The sequence below is a fragment of the Pseudomonas sp. GW821-FHT02H06 genome (genome assembly GCF_059421525.1).
In genome coordinates, this window is sequence record NZ_JBWKVD010000011.1 from 105,732 (window position 1) to 126,617 (window position 20,886).

18 protein-coding genes are annotated in these 20,886 nt (G+C 63.9%); 4 read left to right on the plus strand and 14 right to left on the minus strand.

Annotated elements, in window-relative coordinates; all coding sequences use genetic code 11:
• Positions 1-20 precede the first annotated feature (20 nt).
• Together AC07VF_RS18280 and AC07VF_RS18285 are read right to left on the minus strand one after the other, a co-directional pair.
• On the minus strand, positions 21-458 hold the full coding sequence (locus AC07VF_RS18280) for a DoxX family protein (RefSeq protein ID WP_192172189.1): 438 nt from the start codon (positions 456-458) through the stop codon (positions 21-23).
• A 102-nt stretch (positions 459-560) separates the two neighbouring features.
• Entirely contained in the window at positions 561-1,964 is a 1,404-nt protein-coding gene (locus AC07VF_RS18285) for an MltF family protein (protein ID WP_495009722.1), read from the minus strand.
• Positions 1,965-2,161: 197 nt separating this feature from the next.
• Here AC07VF_RS18285 and AC07VF_RS18290 point away from each other — a divergent pair, with 197 nt between their 5' ends.
• From AC07VF_RS18290 to AC07VF_RS18300, 3 genes are all read left to right on the plus strand, one after another.
• Complete coding sequence (locus AC07VF_RS18290; RefSeq protein ID WP_495009721.1) at positions 2,162-2,986, plus strand: TatD family hydrolase; 825 nt, start codon at positions 2,162-2,164, stop codon at positions 2,984-2,986.
• A gap of 159 nt (positions 2,987-3,145) precedes the next feature.
• Entirely contained in the window at positions 3,146-4,630 is a 1,485-nt protein-coding gene (locus AC07VF_RS18295) for a methyl-accepting chemotaxis protein (protein ID WP_495009720.1), read from the plus strand.
• Between the two features lie 142 nt (positions 4,631-4,772).
• Positions 4,773-4,994, plus strand: coding sequence for a hypothetical protein (locus AC07VF_RS18300; protein WP_192172193.1), 222 nt, complete (start codon positions 4,773-4,775; stop codon positions 4,992-4,994).
• Positions 4,995-5,066: 72 nt separating this feature from the next.
• On the opposite strand, the gene AC07VF_RS18305 is transcribed toward AC07VF_RS18300, so the two are convergent.
• The 6 genes from AC07VF_RS18305 to AC07VF_RS18330 all read right to left on the minus strand — a co-directional run bounded on the left by AC07VF_RS18305 (position 5,067) and on the right by AC07VF_RS18330 (position 11,200).
• Positions 5,067-5,861: an acyl-CoA thioesterase gene (locus AC07VF_RS18305; RefSeq protein ID WP_495009719.1), complete on the minus strand. Its 795-nt coding sequence runs from the start codon at positions 5,859-5,861 to the stop codon at positions 5,067-5,069.
• 96 nt (positions 5,862-5,957) lie between these two features.
• Positions 5,958-6,728, minus strand: a complete 771-nt coding sequence (locus AC07VF_RS18310; protein WP_495009728.1) for a CHAD domain-containing protein — start codon at positions 6,726-6,728, stop codon at positions 5,958-5,960.
• Positions 6,729-6,773: 45 nt separating this feature from the next.
• Positions 6,774-8,774: a transglutaminase TgpA family protein gene (locus AC07VF_RS18315; RefSeq protein ID WP_495009718.1), complete on the minus strand. Its 2,001-nt coding sequence runs from the start codon at positions 8,772-8,774 to the stop codon at positions 6,774-6,776.
• A gap of 13 nt (positions 8,775-8,787) precedes the next feature.
• Positions 8,788-9,771 carry a DUF58 domain-containing protein gene (locus AC07VF_RS18320; protein WP_495009717.1) on the minus strand — a complete coding sequence of 328 codons (984 nt, stop codon included), beginning with the start codon at positions 9,769-9,771 and terminating at the stop codon, positions 8,788-8,790.
• A complete protein-coding gene (locus AC07VF_RS18325) occupies positions 9,741-10,658 on the minus strand; it encodes an AAA family ATPase (protein ID WP_495009716.1) in 918 nt (305 codons plus the stop codon). The genes AC07VF_RS18320 and AC07VF_RS18325 overlap by 31 nt, the downstream gene beginning before the upstream one ends.
• A 263-nt stretch (positions 10,659-10,921) precedes the next feature.
• Complete coding sequence (locus AC07VF_RS18330) at positions 10,922-11,200, minus strand: hypothetical protein (RefSeq protein WP_062381160.1); 279 nt, start codon at positions 11,198-11,200, stop codon at positions 10,922-10,924.
• 171 nt (positions 11,201-11,371) lie between these two features.
• Here AC07VF_RS18330 and AC07VF_RS18335 point away from each other — a divergent pair, with 171 nt between their 5' ends.
• Positions 11,372-12,436, plus strand: a complete 1,065-nt coding sequence (locus AC07VF_RS18335; protein ID WP_346626366.1) for a patatin-like phospholipase family protein — start codon at positions 11,372-11,374, stop codon at positions 12,434-12,436.
• Positions 12,437-12,611: 175 nt separating this feature from the next.
• On the opposite strand, the gene AC07VF_RS18340 is transcribed toward AC07VF_RS18335, so the two are convergent.
• From AC07VF_RS18340 to kdpF, 6 genes are all read right to left on the minus strand, one after another.
• Entirely contained in the window at positions 12,612-13,301 is a 690-nt protein-coding gene (locus tag AC07VF_RS18340) for a response regulator (protein ID WP_495009715.1), read from the minus strand.
• A 63-nt stretch (positions 13,302-13,364) separates the two neighbouring features.
• Positions 13,365-16,022, minus strand: coding sequence for a DUF4118 domain-containing protein (locus tag AC07VF_RS18345; RefSeq protein ID WP_495009714.1), 2,658 nt, complete (start codon positions 16,020-16,022; stop codon positions 13,365-13,367).
• Positions 16,023-16,077: 55 nt separating this feature from the next.
• On the minus strand, positions 16,078-16,644 hold the full coding sequence (gene kdpC, locus AC07VF_RS18350) for a potassium-transporting ATPase subunit KdpC (RefSeq protein WP_495009713.1): 567 nt from the start codon (positions 16,642-16,644) through the stop codon (positions 16,078-16,080).
• A gap of 65 nt (positions 16,645-16,709) precedes the next feature.
• Positions 16,710-18,815: a potassium-transporting ATPase subunit KdpB gene (gene kdpB / locus AC07VF_RS18355; protein WP_495009712.1), complete on the minus strand. Its 2,106-nt coding sequence runs from the start codon at positions 18,813-18,815 to the stop codon at positions 16,710-16,712.
• Between the two features lie 10 nt (positions 18,816-18,825).
• Entirely contained in the window at positions 18,826-20,520 is a 1,695-nt protein-coding gene (gene kdpA / locus AC07VF_RS18360) for a potassium-transporting ATPase subunit KdpA (RefSeq protein WP_495009711.1), read from the minus strand.
• 5 nt (positions 20,521-20,525) lie between these two features.
• The gene (gene kdpF / locus AC07VF_RS18365) at positions 20,526-20,621 is read right to left on the minus strand and encodes a K(+)-transporting ATPase subunit F (protein ID WP_037009437.1); all 96 of its coding nucleotides are present in this window, start codon (positions 20,619-20,621) and stop codon (positions 20,526-20,528) included.
• Positions 20,622-20,886 lie beyond the last annotated feature (265 nt).

A 20,886-nucleotide genomic window follows, 5' to 3' on the forward strand; every position in this document is an offset into this window, starting at 1 on the left:
TACGGATTTGAACGGGTGAATCAGCGACGCGCGATCAATCGGTCGACGGACAGGCGACCCGCGCCTTCGAACAGCACCGCCACCGCAGCGGCGATCAGCGCCAGTCCGAACTCATAACCGTTGTTGGCCATGAACAAGCCGTTGTGGATGTGCACCGAGAGAATCGCCACCACCAGCATCACGATCACCACCAGCGCTGCAGGCCGTGCCAGCAAGCCAAGGAACAGCGCCAGACCGCCGAAGAATTCCGCGCTGCCGGACATCAACGCCATCAGGTAGCCAGGGTTCAGGCCCAGGCTCGCCATGTACTGGCCAGTGCCTTCCAGGCCATAGCCGCCGAACATACCGAACAGTTTCTGGCTGCCGTGGGCCATTAGGATGATGCCGATGAGAATCCGCAGGCCGGTGATGCCGAAACCGGCATGGGTGTTGAAGATCGATTTAAGTTGAGCATTCATGGCGGTTAATTCCGTTTGAGTTGAGAATGGCGCCATATTAATCGGTTCTATAAATATGAAAATCGCAAAATACGCGTCATACGTATCGAATCCTTGGATCTGTCACCGTGCCTCAGGACGTTCCAATGAACTGCGGGCCTGGTCGAACGCCAGGTAGTACTTGTTGACGCTGTTCACGTAGCTCACGACGTTCTTGCCGCCCTGCTCCATGGCCACGCGCTCGACCTGAAAAAACCACTGGTTCGGGTTGAGCCCCTGGCGCTTCGCCTCCGCTCGCATGGCCTGCACGCGCTCCGGGCCGAGGTTGTAGGCGGCCAGGGTAAACGCCATGCGCTCACGCTCGTTGATTTTCGGGCTGGCGAAAAACTTGCGCCGCAGCAGCGCCATGTATTTGCTCGCCGCCTGCACGTTACCGTCGAGGTCGTGAATGTTGTCGACGCCGACGCGCTGGGCGGCCGACGGGGTGATCTGCAGCAGACCGGTGGCGCCGCTGCCACCCTTGGCGACCGGGTTGAGCGCCGACTCCTTGAAGGCCACGGCGGCGAGGTCGAGCCAGTCCATCTTCTGTTTGTCGGCGTGCAATTGTAGCGTGGGACGCAGTTTCTCCAGGCGCTGACGGTCTTCGCGCGCCAGCGGATTGTGGATCTGGTAGCGGTCCTTGTAGGCGGTCTGGAAGGCGGCGTCCTGATTGCGCGGCGGTTCGTAGGTTTGCAGGAAGTGGTCGACGGCGCCGCGCAACACCACGGCGTCCTTGCGCACGAACCAGTTCATGTCCCCCGGATCGCTCAAGGCAGCAGCGCGGTCGATCCGCAGCTTCGGCATCACTTTGGCCCAGCGCTCGGCGATGGGTTGCTCCACCACGGTCAGGTGATAAACACCGGCCTGAACCATTTCCAGCACGTCTTCCACGGCCAGACTCGGGTCAACCCATTCGATCTTCACCGGTGGCAGCTTGCGCAGGGCCAGCTTCTGATTCAGCTGCAGGATGGCCTCATCGGCGGCGCTGCCGCTGGTGAGCATCAGCGTGCGGCCCGAGAGCTGTTCGGGACGCCGGAGGCCGCGCTCACCCTTGACGCCCACCACCACCAGCGGCACCTGGGCGACCACCGGTTCAGACGCGTCGACGTAACGGGCGGCGCTGGCGTCGAGGAGTTCGCCCGGCGCAACCATGTCGCCTTCGCCCCGCTGCAGCGCGGCGAGCAGCTGGTCCTTGGCTTTGGGAATGAGTTTGAGGGAGATCTTCTGACCGTCGCGGGCGTGGCTGTTGAGGTAGGTTTCGAACGCCTGCAAGCGACGGCACTCGACGCCAACGGGCTCACCCTGAACTTCGGCGGAGCTGTTGCGGCTTTGATTGACCAGCACCCGCAGGACTTTGCCGCTGCGAATTGCCGGCAGGTCGCGCACCTGACTCTTTTTGATCACCACCGGCGGACCGGCGGGGCGCGGCGAGGCGTGGCTGGGCACGGCCATGACGCACATCAGGGAAAACAGGGACGCTCGGATCATTGACGCTCCGATGAAAGGCCGAAAAAAACGGGCTTGAAGTCTGTGTCGCGCAGCTGAACGGCTCGTCGCGTGCATCGCGGCATGCGTCAACAAAAGCGGGATCACAGGATTGGGTATTCCAAGCAGTTGAGCCTGCTTGTTTTTTATCGCTTCAATCGCTCTGGTATTCTTCTCGGCCTCCGGCCTGAGGTAGCACCATGCAACTAATAGACATTGGCGTCAACTTGACCAACCCCAGCTTCGCCGCCCGCGAACATGAGGTGGTGGAACGCGCGTACGCCGCCGGCGTCGGCCAGTTGATCCTCACCGGCACCGACGTCGAAGGCAGCGAAGAGGCCTTGGCGTTATCCCGCCGGCTCGATGAAAGCGGCCAACGTCTGTTCAGCACTGCCGGCATTCATCCGCACTCCGCAAGCGCCTGGACGGGCGAAACCGAGAGCCAGCTCAGGGCGCTGCTGGGTGAAAAGACCGTCTGCGCCGTGGGTGAATGCGGGCTGGATTTCAATCGCGACTTCTCCCCTCGCCCGCAGCAGGAAAAGGTTCTGGAAGCGCATCTGGCACTGGCCGTCGAACTGCAATTGCCGGTGTTTCTCCATGAGCGCGATGCCGACGAGCGACTGCTCGCCATTTTGCGGGACTACCGCGATCAGCTCCCGGCGGCGGTGGTGCATTGCTTCACCGGGGAAAAACGCGCGCTGTTCAACTATCTGGACATGGATCTGCACATCGGCATCACCGGCTGGATCTGCGACGAGCGCCGGGGCACGCACCTGCACCCGCTGGTCCGCGAGATTCCCCGCGGCCGGTTGATGCTGGAAAGCGACGCGCCGTACCTGCTGCCCCGCACCTTGCGGCCCAAACCAAAGAACGGCCGCAACGAACCGGCCTATCTGCCCGAGGTCCTGCGCGAAGTGGCGCTGCACCGAGGCGAAAGCCCGGACGACGTTGCGGCCCACACCACCAATTGCGCTCGGGCGTTTTTTTCGTTGCCGGCGGTGGAAGCTGCCGTTCACGCATCGTAACAACAGGCTCTGCCTTGTTCCGCAGGTCAAAACGGGAGGAGCGCCGTCTGACCTGTCATCCCATAAACACCATTGATCCAGATCAACGCTTCGCGTCTTTAAAGCGCACAAAATGATGGCACCCTGCCTTATTTCGTGCACCCACAGAAGACTTCCACCATGGCCCGCTGGCTGAGCAATGTTTCGCTGAAATACAAGTTCTGGGCGGTCAACGCCGTTGCGTTTTTCACCACGCTGTTGCTGGTGCTTTACGCCCTGCAGCTGGAACAACACACCCGCGCCAACGATGCCAGAGCCGCCGCGCAGACCGAGGCACAGTTGTTGAGCGCGTGGCCCGCCGGGCAATCACTGCCAGCTGCAGCCCACCGTCTGACGTATCCAGCGGGACAGGTGCCGGTGTTCAAAGGTCAGCCCCTGCCCTCGCTGAGGCCGGTTACCGGCTGGACTGACCTGACGGGTGTTTCCGACACAGACGGTACGCCACTGATCGGCGCCTATGTCATCCAGCGCGGTGACCAACGCATCGCCGTGCTCGCCGCTGCGCCACACCTGCTGCAATGGGTGGAGGTGCGTTTCGTCCAGTACGCCGTCGCAGTGTTCATTCTGATGCTCGCCATGCTCGGCGCGTCGCAACTGCTGATCCGCTTTCTGCTGACCCACCTCAACACCCTCAAAGACGTGATGCTGCAGGTAGAAAGCAGCGGCGACCTCTCGGCGCGCGTGCCCCTGGCCGGTGAGGATGAAGTCGGGCAGATGGCCAAGGCCTTCAACGCCATGCAAGCCGGTTATCAACGCATCGTCACCACCGTTGCCCACTCCGCCGCCCGCCTGGATGCAGGCGCGGGTCAACTGGCGTCGGGCATGAGCGAGGTGCGCCAAGGCATGCTCGGCCAGCAGAGCGAGACCGATCAAGTGGCAACGGCCATCAATGAAATGACCGCCACCGTCCACCACATCGCTCAACACGCCGGTGCCACCCGTGATCAATCCCGGAACGCTGACCGGCTCGCGGGCACCGGCAAAGCCGTGGTTGATCGGGTAGAGACGTCCATCGCCGGGCTGTCCAGCGGGGTGCAACAGACGGCCGGGATGATCCAGCGGCTGGCCGAGGACAGTCAGAAAATCAACGGCGTCGTGAGCGTGATTCACAGCATCGCCGAACAGACCAACCTGCTCGCCCTCAACGCCGCCATCGAAGCGGCCCGCGCTGGGGAGATGGGACGCGGCTTCGCGGTGGTGGCTGATGAGGTGCGACATCTGGCGCGCCGGGTGCAGACGTCCACCGACGAGATCACCACCATGGTCTGCACTCTGCAGGCGGGTACCCGCGATGCGGTGGATTTCATGCAGGAAAGCTCGCACAAGGCCGACGACTGCGTGCAGCGCGCGCGGGAAGCGGGTCAGGCGCTGACGGCGATCACTGAAGCGGTGGCGCAGATGCGCGAGAGCAACACTCAGATTGCGGTAGCCGCGCAACAACAGAGCCAGGTCGCCGAAGAAATGAACCGGGCCGTGGTAAGCATCCGCGACGTGACCGAGCGCACCGTCCGACAAACAGTGGACTCGGCCGGCACCAGCGATGAGCTGGCGACACTGGCCGGCGCCTTGAACACGGCCATCGGGCAGCTGAAATTACAGGGCTGATTGCCTCGCGCCCCTGCGATTGCTCCGGCACATCCTGCCTATCAGGCTGATAGCAATCCTCGATTCGCCGAAGTGAACCTCCGGGCCTATTCTCACCTCTATCGAAAACACTTCTTGTTCACGTTTCACCGAGGTAAGCGTCATGCCCAAGTTCATTACAGATCTTCACATCGGCGAATTCTTCAACCCATCGCGCAAGGACGGTTTGCCGTCGAATGCTGTGTTGTCCTCACTGGCGTTCCCGCTGTCCATCGTCTCCGGCTTGCTCCTGCTGGACGGCGCGTTCAACAGCAGCCTGACGTCCGCCGCCATCGGTGTGCTCGGTCTGATTGCCGCGCAAGCCATTAAAGCCAGAGGCCAATAAGGCCCCTGGCTTTTGCCCGATACAGAGATGCGTCACCTGATGACGTTGTCAGCAACCTCAGCTCTGATCTGATCAGCCAAAGACAGTCACCGTCTGGCGACTGATCGCCACCAATTCCCCTTTCGGCGTCCACAGCGCCGCTGCGGTATGGCCGTAGCCATCGCGGGCATGCTCGATCACCGCTCGGTACTGCGTCCAGTCATGGGTGGTCATCGCGGGCAACGGCTGCACAAACTCGATCGTCCAAGTCAATGAGCTTCCCGGCGCCGGCTTGTTCAGATGGGGCAGCACGGCAGGTGGCCAGGTGTCGACCAGCGCCAGCAGATGCGCTTCGGTCAAGGGCTCCTCTTCCACGTCACGCAAGCGTGCATAACCACCGATCGCCGGTGACGGTGTGTTGGAAAACGGCAGGCCGCCCAGCGCCCACCGCAGATCAATAAACCGCAGGTATTCCGGCATCACGCCGGACACGAACGGGAACGGCTGGATCTCGTCCACCGGCTTGAAGACCGGGGCCGGCTCGGCGTGCACCGCAATAATCGACTCGCGGGGCGCGCCGAAGCTGCCCTGAATCAGGGTCATGACCTCACCGTTCTGGATCGCCCGGCCCAAGACCTGACTGACCGCTTTGCCCTCGCGCAGGACTTCCACCTCAAACGAAATGGGTGTGTCGATGGCCGGTGGCGCAACGAAACAGATCGCCAGCGACCGAACCGGCCGCTCGGTCGAGACCTTCGCGCGCATCGCTTCATACATCAGCGCCGCCATCAGCCCGCCGAAGCAGGCTCGCCCCTGTGCCCATGAGGCGGGGATGCTGACGGATTCGGGATGGGCACGGACGGCGTCAAGCAGCTCGGAGAATTTCATGGGCGTTCCAGGATGGCAGGCGGGATGGGCAAATGGTAACGAGGCAGCCGCCGCAGGACAGGGTTTATAAGCGCCAATCCTGCGGACCAGCCAGCGTCAGCGTGGAGAATGTTTGCCGAAGCACGCCTTGTACAAACGCTCCAGAACCTGATCAGACTTCTGCTCGGCGCGATGAATGCCCAATTCCCACCCGGCCACACACGGCGCCAGATCCGCCTGATGCCGCGCCTGCTCCAGCCATTGCAGGTGATCGTGCCAATCGCCCAGAGCGCCCTGGGCCGCTTTCAACCGGCGCTCCATGTTCTTTGGCTGATGACTGAGTTCCGGGTAGGCCTCGCCGGCGTAGCGCACGCGTTTGATCAACAGGCGCAGGCGATGGCGGTCGTGGGCAGGGTCGCCCATGGCTTCGCGCAGTTGCTTCCACTGTTTGTCCAGGCGCTTTTCAATGCGCTGCTTCAGCTTGTCGAGCAGGCCATGGCGTTCCTGGGTGCGCAGCAGGGCCGGCAATTGATCCAGCACGCCGAACAGACGATTGAGCTCCGCAGAGCTGGCCACTTTCGGGCACGCGGTTTTCAGGTATTGCTCGCGCTTGGCCGCCACCTGGGGCAGACCCTGTTCATCGAGGAACGCCGCCAGCACCTGCATGTCACGCAAAGGCGTGGTCAGCGCGCCGACCTCCTTGGCCGCCGCTTCCACCTGATCCAGCCCTGGCAGCCCCCGCAGTGGGCGCAAAACGCTGCGCAGGCGGCGGACGTTGGTGCGCAGGTCGTGCAGCGCTTCGCTGTCGGTGGAGACTTCCAACCGCGCGTGGCAGGCAAGCAGCTTGATGTTAAGGCCGATAATCTCGGCGACCAGGTGATCGACCATCGCTGACATGAAACACTCCTAGGTTGAAGATGAATGTCTGATGACTCACGGCCGCTTGCCCCTCGCAGTGGACAAACGCCACGGCAGGCTGCGGCGCAGGAATTTCAGGCGCTGACGCAGCGCCCCAACCGAGCCGTCTGCCCCGGCGTAGCGCTGGGCCTCGAACTCGTGGACAAAATCCCTGATCGCCCCGGCGTGGGCCGGCAGTTGCGCGGCAGCACGCTGCGCAAAGGCCTGGGCGCCCTCACCCGGCTGACGTTTAAGACCCTGCCGGGCGAGCAGACGTTCGAACTGGTTGAACAGGCGCAACTGCGAATCGCTTTCACGGCGCCACGGCTTGAAGAGCCACAGCGCCAGCAACCCGAGAATAACCGCCGCGCCGCCAGCAAACACGGGCGCCTGAAATCCGGAAAACCAGCGGCCCAGCACCTGCAGTTGCTGCTGACCCTGATACCCCAGCACCCAGCGCTGCCAGCCGTAATTGAGGTTGTCCCAGCTCATGCGAATCGAATTGACCCAGGCCAGGTGCCGATAGCGCAGGGCGGACATCGGCGAATCGCTGAGAAAGTCTTCGTCCGCCGCCAAGGCCTGTTCAAGCCCTTGCTCGACTCGCGCGGGCGCCACCGCTGCGGTGGGATCAACGCTGCGCCAGCCCACGTTCGGTTGCCAGTACTCGACCCAGGCGTGGGCATCGAACTGGCGCACGGTCAGGTAATTGCCGTCCGGGTTGAGCTCGCCGCCCTGATAACCGGCAACCACCCGCGCCGGTACACCCGCTGCCCGCAGGGCAAATGTCATGGCGCCGGCGTAGTGGGCACAGAAACCGGCACGGCTGCCGAACAGGAAGTCATCGATGCTGTTGGCCCCCAGCGCCGGGGGCTTGAGGGTGTAGCGGAACGGCTGCGACGTGAAATACGACAGCAGCGCGTCCACCACCGCGTCGGCGCCGGGATGGCGCCGATGCAGGTCCGCGGCCCATTCGCGCACCTGGGGATTGCCTCTGGCCGGCAGTTGCAGTGCCTGCAACCGCGCGCCGTCGCTGAGCACGGTCTCGCGCACCGCGTCGGGCCAGGATTCAACGCTGTAGAGCATTGATTGCTCGATCGGTCGCCGCCGCTGCCAGCGGAAATCACTCATCTGGCGCACGCCGGCCAGATCGGTCTGGCCGACATCGAGGGTCATCAGCCACGGCTTGCCGGTCGGTTCCAGCACCACGCTGTAGCTGACCCGGTCGCCTTCCCGGCGCCACAGCGGCGCGTCCGGCACTTGCGCCCGCGAGGATTGCGACCAGCGTCTGCCGTCGAATTGCTCCAGGGTCAGCGCGCGCCAGTACAGCTGATTGCGCGGCGGCAGCGGGCCGTCAAAACTGGCGCGAAACACCAGCTCGGCAGATTTGCTCAGCTCGGCAATGTCCCCCGGCGCCATGCTGTCGGACAGCCCGGTCAGCGCCTTGTTGCTCGGTTGTGGCAACGACCACAGTGGATCAAGACGTGGGAAAAACAGGAACAGCAGAATCATCAGCGGCACGGCCTGCAGCAGCAGTTTGGCCGACAGCCGCAGCGTCGCGGCGGGCCTGCTGGAGATGCCGGACTGTTGCAGGCCGATCAACGCGGCCAGCAGCGTGGTGATGGGCAGAAGGGTAAACAGGCCCCACAGCAGCGAGTCTTCGAACAGGTAACCGACGGCGATGCAGAAGAAGCCAAGAAAGATCAGCACCAGGGCGTCGCGACGGTTCTGCATTTCCAGCATCTTCAGAATGAACGCCGCGATCAGCAGCGCCGCCCCTGCGTCCAGCCCGATCAAACTGCCCCGGGCTAGATAGATGCCCCCGGCGGTGCCGACCAGCAGTCCAGATTTGATCCAGGTGCCGGGCATGCGCACGCGCATACGGAAGATCTGAATGCGCCAGAACGAACAGACCAGCCACAGCACGATCAACGCCACCGGAACGTGCAAGGCGAACGGCACGATCACCAGCGCCTGGGCAATCAACAACCAATTGAGGCTGACCCGGGGGATCGGTTTGGCCAGGCTGGAGGATGTCATCGCGCCGCGCCTTTCATGCGCGCACCCCGTACAGCGCCAATTGGCGCAGGCAGGCTTCACGGTGAGCGTCGCCGCTGTCCACCGCCGAGATAAAACCGGGCAGCCGCAGCGCGAACGGCTGCTGACGCTGGGACAATTCCAGCACCCAGTAACACAGGCGCGACAGCCGCTCTTCGATATCCCCACCCAGGGCCATGAAATCCAGACACAGGTCGTGACCGCTGAGGTCGCTGAACTCCTTGACCATGAGGCCCTGCCCCCGCGACCAGGCTTTCCAGTGCATGCGCCGCATCGAGTCGCCCGGCTGCCACAGGCGCAGCCCCTGATAATCGTCGACGCCCGGCCCCGTCGTCGCGTGGCCGTCGTCCTCGGCATGGGGTTGCACGCCTTGCAGCAGCGGCATCGTGCCGGCCAGCGGTTGCGGGTAGATCAGCACGGTCTGTTCCAGGTCCAGCCAGCTCCAGGCGCGAAAAATCCCCAGCGGGAACACGCTCTCCACGCGCAAACGCGGGGCCCGCATCCAGCCGCGTTTGAGCGCCGGCAGGGTCAGGCCGACTTCGACCAGACACTCGGCTTCAACGTCGGTCTGCTCCAGCTGTTCGCTGTCCCACCCCAGGGCAATCGCCTGATGGCCATGGCCGGTGCTTTCCAGACGCAGGCGCAGTTGCACCGGTTCGCCGACGAACACCGAACGCGCGTGGCCGCCGCTGAGGATCAGCCCGCTGATGTTGCGGTAGGTGTGCAGAATGGCCAGCACGCCCACCGACAGCATGAGAAAGGTCAGGCCATAGGCGAGGCTGTTCTGGTAGTTGATCGAGACCAGCAGCAACAGAAACAGAATGAGCGCATAGGTACCGCCGACCCGGGTCGGCAGGATGAAGATTCGGCGGTGATCCAGTTCGACCCGCGACGCCGGGGGAATGCGGCGTCCCACCCAGCGCTGCCAGACCGGTTTGAAGCGTTCGATCACAGCACCGGCACCTCGCGCAGTAGCCACTGGACCAGCGCGCCGCCGCCATGCCCGGTCGGGTCAGTGCGCTCGCGCAGGCGGTGGCTGATGACGGCGGGCAGAATCGCCTGCACGTCTTCGGGAATCACGTAATCGCGCCCGGCGAGCAACGCCCAGGCACGCGCCGCCGACAGGATCGCCAGGCTCGCGCGGGGCGACAGGCCGTAGGCGAACTGCGGCTGGCTGCGCGTGGCATCGACCAGCCGCAGCACGTAATCGACCAGGGCGTCGCTGGCCCGCACCTGCCGCGCCTGCTGCTGAAGCAAGGCCAGTTCGGCGTGGTCCAGCAACGGCTCGATGCGCGGCAGCAGATCGCGACGGGATTCCCCCAGCAGCAGGGCTTTTTCCGCCGAGCGCGCGGGATAACCCAGGGACAGGCGCATCAGGAAGCGGTCCAGTTGCGATTCCGGCAAGGCGAAGGTACCGCCCTGGCTGAAGGGGTTTTGGGTGGCGATGACGAAAAACGGATCGGGCAGCAAACGGGTGGCGCCCTCGATGGTGACCTGGCCCTCCTCCATGGCTTCGAGCAGCGCGCTCTGGCTCTTGGGCGTAGCGCGGTTGATTTCGTCGGCCAGCACCAGCTCGGCGAAGATCGGTCCGGGGTGGAAGGTGAACTGCCCGGTGTCACGATCGAAAACGGACGTGCCGAGGATGTCGCCCGGCAGCAGATCGGAGGTGAATTGAATGCGCTGAAAGCTTAAGCCGAGCACCCGCGCCAGGGTATGGCTGAGGGTGGTTTTGCCCATGCCGGGCAAGTCTTCAATCAACAGATGCCCGCCGCCGAGCAAGCAGGTCAGCGCCAGGCGCACCTGCGGTTCCTTGCCCAGCACCACTTTATTGATTGCGTTAAGACACGCATCCAGTTTTCTGCCCATCGGAAGGCCTCCCCAGGCGACTGCTCATGGCTAATAGGACTGCAGACGATGCCAGACGTGCAGCCACTGTAAGGTCAGCGTAGGCCTTTTCGCCAGAGCGGGATGGAGGGATTCATCAGGGTGGAGCGAAACAGGACGGTAGGAGTGAGCTTGCTCGCGATCGGCGTTATCCCAGTCAGCTTGATGGCGACTGACAGCATGCTTCGCGAGCAAGCTCACTCCTACAGGGAGACCGCGTGATGGCTGCGGACTTTGGAACGATTTCAGCGACCGGCGCGGGACTCACGGATATAGAAACGGGCTTTCTCGGCTTTCTCGGAGCAGCCCTCGAACGCTTCGAACTGCTGCTGGGTCTTGGCGCCGGTCAGCAGCGACAGGGCCTTGGAGTAGCTGACCGTGCCGGCGAAACCTTCGGCCTTGGCCAGATCGAGCTCGTGCCAGGCTGCGTCAAGGTTGGTGGCACAGCTGTCGCGGTAGGCCGTTTTACCGGCGCAACCGGTGAGAACCAATGCCAACAGGGGCAGGCAGATCCAGGCTTTCATGGGTGTTACCTCAACTAAGGAAATCATTGATGCGGGTTTGACGGTGCGGCGATGTAAAAGTGCCACACCCGGGCGATGCACAATACCCGTTTCGGGCCGTTGGCGTTACGCTGGTGTGTGATGAATCGGCCGCCTTGCGCGCCGCCTGAACGCTGACAGTGGGAAACGCACATGAATAAACGCATCGCGCTGGTCCTGGGCTCCGGGGGCGCACGGGGTTACGCGCACATCGGCGTCATCGAAGAGCTCGAACATCGCGGCTACGACATCGCCTGCATCGCCGGGTGTTCCATGGGCGCGGTGATCGGCGGGATCTACGCGGCAGGCAAGCTGCCCGAGTACAAGGCGTGGATCGAAAGCCTGGATTACCTGGACGTGTTGCGGCTGGTGGACGTGAGTTTCCGGCTGGGGGCGATTCGCGGCGAGAAGGTGTTCGGCAAGATTCGCGACATCGTCGGCGAGATCAATATCGAGGACCTGCCGATCCCCTACACCGCCGTGGCCACGGACCTGACCAACCAGCAGGAAATCTGGTTTCAGGAAGGCAATCTGCATTCGGCGATGCGCGCCTCGGCGGCAATCCCCAGCCTGTTCACTCCAGTGGTTCAGGGCAATCGCACGCTGGTGGATGGCGGCCTGCTGAACCCGTTGCCGATCGTGCCGGTGGTGTCGAGCCACTGCGATCTGATCGTTGCGGTCAACCTCAATTCAACGACCCAGAAGCATTACACCTTGCCGGTGATCGAACGCCCGCCGGCGGTGAAGAAGCGTATCGACGGTTTGATGAGCTCCATCGGCTCGCACCTGCCGTTCCGCCGCAAGCTGGACCTGACCGGCGAAGGCGGGTTGCGCCTGGCGCAGGAACGGCTCAAGCCCAGCGCCGCCGCGCTGACGGGCAATCCGTGGTTGATGGCCGATATCGAATCCGCCGACCCCCAGGGCCAGCAACCTTCCGCCGCGCCCACCCAGGCCGGGGCGCCGAGATCGGCCAGCGGCTCGATCATCATCGACAACGTCGGCCCGGCGTCGCTGCTGGACCTGATCAACCAGAGCTTCGAGGTCATGCAGACGTCCCTGGCTCAATACAAAATCGCCGGCTACCCGCCCGACATCCTGATCAACGTGCCGAAGCGCGTGTGCCGGTTCTTCGAATTTTACAAAGCCCCGGAGCTGATCGCGCTCGGGCGGCAGATCGCCAGGGAAACGCTGGATCGGTATGAGCAGGAGCATTCGTGAGCAAGCTCACTCCAACACTTGCTGCGTTATCCGAAAATTTTCAGCGCTGCGGTGATCCTGTGGGAGCGACCGGGGTGGCGCTCCACCTTGCTCGCGAATTGCGGTGGATCTGATATGAAGACATGGGCTGACGCACCGCGCTTGGGCAGATGCGGCCCAAAGCAAGCGAATGCCTTCACGCATTCACCAACCGATACCCAACCCCCGCTTCGGTCACGATGTACTGCGGCGCGGCGGGGTCGTCGCCGAGTTTCTGGCGCAGGTGGCCCACCACGATGCGCAGGTAATGGGTGTCTTCGACGTGGGTCGGGCCCCAGATGTCCTTGAGCAGTTGCTGTTGGGTAATGACCCGTCCGGGATGCCGCGCCAGTTGCGCCAGCACCGCGTATTCCTTGCGGGTCAGGGCGACTTCGGCATCGCCCAGGGACACCCGGCGGTAGGCCAGATCAATGTTCAGCGGGCCGATGACCACCGCCGATTCCACCTGACCGCTCTCCGGTGCCTGGCGCAACAGCGAACGAATCCGCGCCAGAAACTCCTGGATGCCGAACGGTTTGGTCACGTAATCGTTGGCGCCGGCGTCCAGCGCGCGCACTTTCTCGCCCTCACTGGCACGCACGGAGAGCACCAGCACCGGCACCGTCGACCACTCGCGAAACTGGCTGAGCACGTCCTGCCCGTCCATGTCCGGCAGGCCCAGGTCGAGCACCAGCAGGTCGGGTTTATTCAGTGCGGCCTGGGTCAGGCCGTCGGTGCCGGTGCCGGCTTCCAGCACTTTGTAGCTTTGTGACGCGAGGCTGATGCGCAGGAACTTGCGGATCTGCGGCTCGTCATCGATCACCAGAATGGTCGCCGTCTGGCTCATGGGTGTCCTGTCATGAAGAAAAGGGTCGGTACCGAAAGAACGTCAGCGTAGCTCAAAGCGGGTTCAGACCGCCTGGTCCATTTCCGCTTCGGGTTGCGCCTGCAGCGGCAAGTGCAGGCTGATGCAGGTGCCGCGACCGTCGATGCCGTCGTCCACGCTGATCCGCCCGCCGTGGGCGCCGACCATGCCCTGACAGATCGCCAGACCCAGCCCCGTGCCCTGCCCGCCTCGGTCTCCCCGCGCGGCGGTGTAGAACATATCAAAAATCTTCGCCCGTTCGTTCTCGGGTATCCCCGGCCCTTCATCGCTGACGGCGAAAATAATCTCCTCGTTCTGCACGCTCACCGCCATCTGCAGACGGCCATTGACCGGCGAGAAGCGCGCGGCGTTTTCGATCACGTTGATCAGCGCCTGCTCGATCAGCGCGGCGTGCACGTACAGCAGCGGCAGTTCCGCCGGCAATTCGGTCATGACTTGCAGCGGCGCGAGCACCGCACGCAGGCGATTGAGCGCGCTGCCGACGATGTCACCCGGTGAGACCCAGTCCCGCGCCAGCTTCAGCGCGCCATGGCCGAGGCGCGTCATGTCCAGCAGGTTCTGAATGTAGCGATCCAGACGCTCGGCCTCGTCGCGGGTGCCTTCGAGCAACTCGCGACGGTCTTCCAGCGGAATCGCCTCGCCCAGCGCCAACAGGCTGTCAATGCTGCCGCGCATGGCGGTCAGCGGCGTGCGCAGGTCGTGGGAGACCGAAGCCAGCAACGCGCTGCGCAGCTGTTCGGTCTCGCCGTGCAAACGCGCGGCCTCGAGATCCTCGGCCAGTCGCGCCCGGGCCAGGGCCTGACCCAATGGCTGACTCAGCGCGGTCAGCAGACGTCGCCGCTGAGGGCTGAAAGTCTGGCCCTGCTTCGCACGAATCCCCAGTAACGCCATCGGCGCGTCGTCCACCCACAGCGGCAACCACCACCAACTCCCCGACGGCAGCGTGCCAGTGCCCTTGCCCGCCGGTTGCCCGTGCTGCCAGGCCCAGTCCGCCGCTGCGCGTTCAAATTCAGAAAACTCCAGCGGCCCGCCCACCTCGACTTTCCAACCCTGCTCGCGGTCGTTGTCCAGCACGCACAGCTGCAACTCGCTCCAGCCGGCCAGGTGATGATCGGCCGCACTGAGCACGGCCTGGCGATCGGTGGCGGCGGTCAGGCGGCGGGACAGGTCGAGCAGTTCGCTGGTCTCCTCCTGGGTGTCCCGCAGCGCTTGCAACTGGCGGCGCTGGCGAGCGGCGAGATTGCCGGTCAGCGCGGCCATCAGCAGGAAAAACAGCAGCGTCAGCACGTCTTCTTCGCGCTGGATGCTCAGGGAAAAGTTCGGCGGGATGAACAAAAAGTCATAGGCCAGAAATGACAGCACCGAACAGACCATCGCCGGGCCGACGCTGCTGCGCACGGCCACCAGCAACACGGCGGCGAGAAAGACCAGGGAGATATTCGGCAGCGCCAACCAGCTGGACACCGCCCAGGCCAAGGCACTGGCGCCGATTGTGGCAACCAGCGCCAGCGCGTAATCAAACCAGACCAGATTGCGCGGCGAAGTGGATTGCGGCTGATCAGGGCGCGACTCGCTGTCGAGCACGTTGATTTCCAGACCGTGGGCATTGCGCAGCAGACGCGACGCCAGACCGCCGCCCAACACCCGACGCCGCAGCGAAGGCCGCGACTGCCCCACCAGTACCAGGCTGGCGCGACGTTCGGTGGCGTGCTGAATCAGCGTCTTCGCCACTTCCGGCGCGCGCAGCACCACCACTTCCCCGCCGAGGCGTTCGGCCAGTTGCTGGGCATTCTGCAAACGGCTGCGGGCCAGCTCATCGAAAAAGCGCCCGTTGTCGACATGCACCAGACTCCACGGCAGGTGCCGACGTTGCGCGACGCGGCTGGCGTGGCGCACCAAGCGCTCGGCCTGGGCATCGCCGTCGATCCCCACCAACAGACGACCGCGCACCGCCGGCGCCGCCTGACCCAACTGCCGATAGCCCAGCGCCAGATCGTTGTCGACCTGGGCGGCGGCGGTCTGCATGGCCATTTCCCGCAGCGCGGTGAGGTTGGTCTGGGTGAAAAACGCATCGATGGCCGCGCGGGCCTGCTCGGGCACGTAGACCTTGCCGTCCCGCAACCGCTCCAGCAATTCGCGGGGCGGCAGGTCGATCAGCACCAGTTCGTAGGCTTCCTGCAACACCCAGTCCGGCAAGGTTTCGCGCACTTGCACGCCGGTGATGCCGCGCACCTGATCGTTGAGGCTTTCCAGGTGCTGAACGTTGACCGTGGTGTAAACGTCGATCCCCGCCGAGAGCAATTCCTGAATGTCCTGCCAGCGCTTGGCATGGCGGCTGCCGGGCGCGTTGCTGTGGGCCAGTTCGTCGACCAGCACCAGTTTGGGTTTCGCCGCAAGAATACCGTCCAGGTCCATCTCTTCGAGCATGACCCCGCGGTATTCGGAACGGACCATGGGGTGCTGCGGCAAACCGCCCAGCAGCGCTTCGGTTTCGGCGCGGCCGTGGGTCTCGACGACCCCGGCCAGCAGCGAAACGCCCTGGCGCATCTGCGTGTGCGCGGCCTGAAGCATGGCGTAGGTCTTGCCCACGCCCGGTGCCGCACCGAGAAACACCTTCAGCCGCCCGCGATCGTCCCGGGGAAGATTGACCAGCAAAGCGTCGGCGCGGGTGGTTGAATTCACGAAAAGTTGTCCTGGTGCGGGGTGATGTGTGCACGTGTGGCGTCGCCCGTTGGCGTCAGTTCACGACGTTGCCAGACGGTAACCGATTCAGACTCAGATTCAAGTCCAGCACGTTTACCACCGGCGGGCCGATCAGCGAGGTCTGGGTGTTGTCCGCCACCAGTTTCTGCACCGACTCGGCAGGCAGGTTCCGCGCTGCTGCGATGCGGGCCACCTGGTATTGCGCCGCGGCTGGTGACAAGTGCGGGTCCAGGCCGCTGGCGGACGTGGTCAGCAGGTTCAGCGGCACCGGGCCCTGGTTGTCGGCTTTCTCTTTGGCGGCATCATCGGTTACTCGGGTCGCCAGCGCCGGATTGCTCGGCGCCAGGTTGCTCGCGCCGCTGGCGACGGTGGCAAAGGCCCCGGCAGACGGACGCGGGTGAAACCATTCATCGCCGGTGAAATTCTGTGCGATCAGCTCAGAGCCACGCACCTTTTCATGGTCGTCGTAGACCAGGCTGCCATTGGCCTGATCCGGGAACGCCACCTGGGTGACGCCGGTCACCACCAGCGGGTAAGCCACGCCGGTGATTAGGGTCATCAAAACGATCAGGCTCACGGCCGGACGCAATACGCTGGACATCATTCATTCCTCATTTCGAAGTGAGCGCCGCACGGGATCAGGCACCGCGCGGCGCGATCAGCGGGTTAAACCAGGTGCAGGGCGGTCAACAGCAGGTCGATGGCCTTGATCCCCACGAACGGCACGACAATCCCGCCCAGCCCGTACACCAACAGATTGCGGCGCAGCAAATGCGCAGCGCTGGCGGCCTGGACCCGGACACCGCGCAGCGCCAGCGGAATCAGCACGACGATGATCAGCGCGTTGAACACGATGGCCGACAGAATCGCGCTCTGCGGGCTGGCCAGGTGCATGATGTTGAGCACGCCCAGTTGCGGATAGATCGCCGCAAACAGCGCCGGCAGGATGGCGAAATACTTGGCCACGTCGTTGGCGATGGAAAAGGTCGTCAGGGCGCCGCGGGTTACCAGCAATTCCTTGCCGATCTGCACCACGTCCAGCAGCTTGGTCGGGTCGCTGTCGAGATCGACCATGTTGGCCGCTTCCCGCGCCGCCTGGGTGCCATCGTTCATCGCCATGCCGACGTCGGCCTGGGCCAGCGCTGGCGCGTCGTTGGCACCGTCGCCGCACATCGCCACCAGACGCCCGTCGTTCTGCTCCTGACGGATGCGCTCCAGCTTCTTCTCGGGAGTGGCTTCGGCCAGCACGTCATCGACGCCCGCCTCTGCCGCGATCGCTGCCGCCGTCAGCGGGTTGTCGCCCGTGACCATGACCGTGCGAATGCCCAGTTTGCGCAGTTCCTCGAAGCGCTCGCGAATGCCCGGCTTGACCACGTCCTTGAGATGAATCGCGCCCAGCAGCTTGCCATCGCCGCAGACCAGCAACGGCGTACCACCGGTCTTGGCGATCTTGTCGATCTCCCGTGCCAGTACCGGCGGCAGATCACTGCGGTCACGGCCGAGGAGTTTCAGCAGCGAATCCACCGCACCCTTGCGGTACACGCGGCCTTCGTAGTCGACGCCGGACAAGCGGGTTTCCGCGGTGAACGGCACCGCCGTCAACTGGCTCGGTGCAGGCTCGGTCATCGGGTGCAGACCGCGCAGGTACTCGACGATGGACTTGCCTTCGGCGGTGTCATCCGCCAGCGAGGCCAGCAGCGTGCCTTCGCTCAGCTCTTTGGCCGACACGCCCGGCGCGGCATACACCGCCGCGCAACGACGGTTGCCGAAGGTGATGGTGCCGGTCTTGTCCAGCAGCAACACATGCACATCACCCGCCGCCTCTACCGCACGGCCGGATTTGGCGATCACGTTGAGGCGCACTAGGCGATCCATGCCGGCAATGCCGATGGCCGAGAGCAGGCCGCCGATGGTGGTCGGGATCAGCGTCACCAACAGCGCCACGAGGAAAACCAGCGGCAGGTTACCGCCGGCAAAGTGCGCGAACGGCTGCAGGGTCACGACCACCAGCAGGAAGATCAGGGTCAGGCCGATCAACAGAATGTCGAGAGCGACTTCGTTGGGGGTCTTTTGGCGCTTGGCGCCTTCGACCAGCGCGATCATGCGGTCCAGCGTCGATTCGCCGGGGTTGGCGCTGATCCGCACCAGCAGCCAGTCGGATACCAGTCGCGTGTTGCCGGTCACGGCCGAACGGTCACCGCCGGACTCGCGGATCACCGGCGCAGACTCACCGGTAATCGCCGCTTCGTTGACGGCCGCAATGCCTTCGATCACCTCGCCGTCGCCCGGGATCATCTCCCCGGCTTCGACGCGGACCACATCGCCCTTGCGCAGCGTGGCGGCGTTGACCATCTGGTAGCTGCCATTGGCGCCCTGGATCCGCGCTTTCAGGCCTTCGCTCCCGGCTTTCAAGCTGTCGGCGCGGGCCTTGCCGCGACCTTCGGCCAAGGCTTCGGCGAAGTTGGCGAACAAGACGGTGAACCACAGCCAGATCGCGATCTGCACGGCGACGGACGTCGGCACCGCCGGATCGGGGATCAGGCACAGCACGGTGGTCAGAATCGCGGTCAGTTCGACCACCAGCATCACCGGCGCACGGTGCAGCTGGCGCGGGTCGAGCTTGATGAACGCCTGGACCAGCGCCGGACGCCACAGCGCGGCGAAGCCGGTCTTGGCCGATGCATTCGATGCAGGCTGCGCGTCATGGCCGGCTGTCTTGCTGGCCTGGCTTTTACTGTCCGGGCTCTTTGTTACGGGGGCTTGCATGTTCATGGTGTGGTCCTCAGAAGCCCAGGCTCAAGTGTTCGGCAATCGGTCCCAGTGCCAGGGTCGGCAGGAACGTCAGGCCACCCACGAGCAGAATGGTCACGGTCAGCAGGGTGACGAACAGCGGGCCGTGGGTCGGGAAGCTGTTCTGGCCCAGCGGCGAGGTCTTCTTCGCGGCCAGACTGCCAGCCAGGGCCAGCACCGGCAGGATGTAGCCGAAGCGGCCAATGAACATCGACAGGCCCAACATCAGGTTGTGGAAGGTGGTGTTGGCGCTGAAGCCGCCGAAGGCCGAACCGTTGTTGGCGGTCGCCGAGGTGTAGGTGTAAAGCAGCTGACTGAAACCGTGGGCGCCGGGGTTGCTGATCGCACCTGCCGGGCCGGGCAACGAGGCTGCCAGCGCACCGAACACCAGCACGCCGACCGGCATCACGATCAAGGTCGCCACCAGCAACTTGACCTCACGGGCCTGCAGTTTCTTGCCGAGGTATTCCGGGGTGCGGCCAATCATCAGGCCGGCGAGGAACACCGCGATCAATACGTTGAGCAACATGCCGTAGAGGCCCGCGCCGACGCCGCCGAAGATCACTTCGCCGACCATCATGTTGGCCAGGGCGATCATCCCGGTAAGCGGGTTGAGGCTGTCGTGCATGCCGTTGACCGAACCGTTGGACGCCGCCGTGGTGGTCGCGGCCCACAGCACGGTGGCCGTTGTGCCAAAGCGGGTTTCCTTGCCTTCCATCGGTGCGGTCTGCTCGACCGACGCGATGTTCAGCGCAGGGTTTGGCTGGTACTCGGACCACATCGCCGTCGCGCCGCCAATCAGGAACAGCGCCAGCATGCAGGCGATGATCGCGCGGCTCTGGCGCATGTCTTTCACGTAGTGGCCGAAGGTGAAGACCAGCGCGGCCGGGATCAGGATGATCGACACCAGCTCGAACAGGTTGCTCCAGATGGTCGGGTTCTCGAACGGATGCGCCGAGTTGACGCCGAAGAAGCCGCCGCCGTTGGTGCCCAGTTGCTTGATCGCGATCTGGCTGGCAGCCGGGCCCAGAGGAATGGTCTGGTCGGTGCCTTGCAGGGTCACGGCGTCCACGTAATGGGCGAAGGTTTGCGGCACGCCCTGCCACACCAGAAACAGCGCCAGGATGATGCACATCGGCAACAGGCCATAGAGGGTCGCGCGGGTCATGTCGGCCCAGAAGTTGCCCAGGTGCTGCGTCGAGCGACGGCTGATGCCGCGGCAAAACGCGACCAGCACGGCGATGCCGGTGGCGGCGCTGACGAAGTTCTGCACGGTCAGGCCGGCCATCTGGCTGAGGTAGCTCAGGGACGCTTCGCCGCTGTAGCTCTGCCAGTTGGTGTTGGTGACGAAGCTCATCGCGGTGTTAAACGCCAGCGACCACTCCATGCCCGGCAGACCTTGAGGGTTAAGCGGCAGCGAGCCTTGCATGAGCAGGATGGCGAACAGCACGACGAACCCGGCCAGGTTGAAGGCCAGCAGGGCGATTGTGTAGGTTTTCCAGTTTTGTTCGACCGCGGGGTCGACGCCGGACAGGCGATAGCAAATCCGTTCGACCGGGCCCATGACCGGGGTCAGAAAGGTCCGCTTACCTTCCATGACGTTGTAGTAGAACCGTCCCAGCAGCGGCGCGGGCAACAGCACCAAGGCGAAAAAAGCCAGTATCAGCAGGTAGTCGTAACCGTGCATGGCCGTTACTCCTCGACCCGGCCGGCGCGCAGGAGCGCAACCAGCAAGTAAACGAATAACCCTGCCGCGAGCAGCAGTGACACCCCATCCAGAACGCTCATGAAAAACTCTCCGTCATACGGCGACTGCCGTGTGGGGCAATTGTCTGCAGCGGGGGTGTAAAGGAACGAGAGCGACGGGGGTCGGGGGGCATAAAGAAAGCGTAAAGAGTGGTGGGTTTAGCGGCTTTGCGGGCTTTAGATCGCGGGCATATCCAATATTTATGTGGGCTGTTGTTATGGCCGGCCTAACGGCCTTGTGTTTCGCCCTCGGCGAGTTCCTTGGAAAAATCGAAAGTCGCACCATCCCCCAATCACCCACCGAAAG

Bases quoted from the DNA above. Each gene is read 5' to 3' on its own strand.
- kdpF (WP_037009437.1), bottom strand. From the start codon at position 20,621: ATGAGCGTTCTGGATGGGGTGTCACTGCTGCTCGCGGCAGGGTTATTC.
- kdpB (WP_495009712.1), bottom strand. From the start codon at position 18,815: ATGAACATGCAAGCCCCCGTAACAAAGAGCCCGGACAGTAAAAGCCAG.
- AC07VF_RS18340 (WP_495009715.1), bottom strand. From the start codon at position 13,301: ATGAGCCAGACGGCGACCATTCTGGTGATCGATGACGAGCCGCAGATC.
- AC07VF_RS18335 (WP_346626366.1), top strand. From the start codon at position 11,372: ATGAATAAACGCATCGCGCTGGTCCTGGGCTCCGGGGGCGCACGGGGT.
- AC07VF_RS18330 (WP_062381160.1), bottom strand. From the start codon at position 11,200: ATGAAAGCCTGGATCTGCCTGCCCCTGTTGGCATTGGTTCTCACCGGT.
- AC07VF_RS18295 (WP_495009720.1), top strand. From the start codon at position 3,146: ATGGCCCGCTGGCTGAGCAATGTTTCGCTGAAATACAAGTTCTGGGCG.
- AC07VF_RS18325 (WP_495009716.1), bottom strand. From the start codon at position 10,658: ATGGGCAGAAAACTGGATGCGTGTCTTAACGCAATCAATAAAGTGGTG.
- AC07VF_RS18280 (WP_192172189.1), bottom strand. From the start codon at position 458: ATGAATGCTCAACTTAAATCGATCTTCAACACCCATGCCGGTTTCGGC.
- kdpA (WP_495009711.1), bottom strand. From the start codon at position 20,520: ATGCACGGTTACGACTACCTGCTGATACTGGCTTTTTTCGCCTTGGTG.
- AC07VF_RS18305 (WP_495009719.1), bottom strand. From the start codon at position 5,861: ATGAAATTCTCCGAGCTGCTTGACGCCGTCCGTGCCCATCCCGAATCC.
- AC07VF_RS18300 (WP_192172193.1), top strand. From the start codon at position 4,773: ATGCCCAAGTTCATTACAGATCTTCACATCGGCGAATTCTTCAACCCA.
- kdpC (WP_495009713.1), bottom strand. From the start codon at position 16,644: ATGTCCAGCGTATTGCGTCCGGCCGTGAGCCTGATCGTTTTGATGACC.
- AC07VF_RS18310 (WP_495009728.1), bottom strand. From the start codon at position 6,728: ATGGTCGATCACCTGGTCGCCGAGATTATCGGCCTTAACATCAAGCTG.
- AC07VF_RS18315 (WP_495009718.1), bottom strand. From the start codon at position 8,774: ATGACATCCTCCAGCCTGGCCAAACCGATCCCCCGGGTCAGCCTCAAT.
- AC07VF_RS18290 (WP_495009721.1), top strand. From the start codon at position 2,162: ATGCAACTAATAGACATTGGCGTCAACTTGACCAACCCCAGCTTCGCC.
- AC07VF_RS18285 (WP_495009722.1), bottom strand. From the start codon at position 1,964: ATGATCCGAGCGTCCCTGTTTTCCCTGATGTGCGTCATGGCCGTGCCC.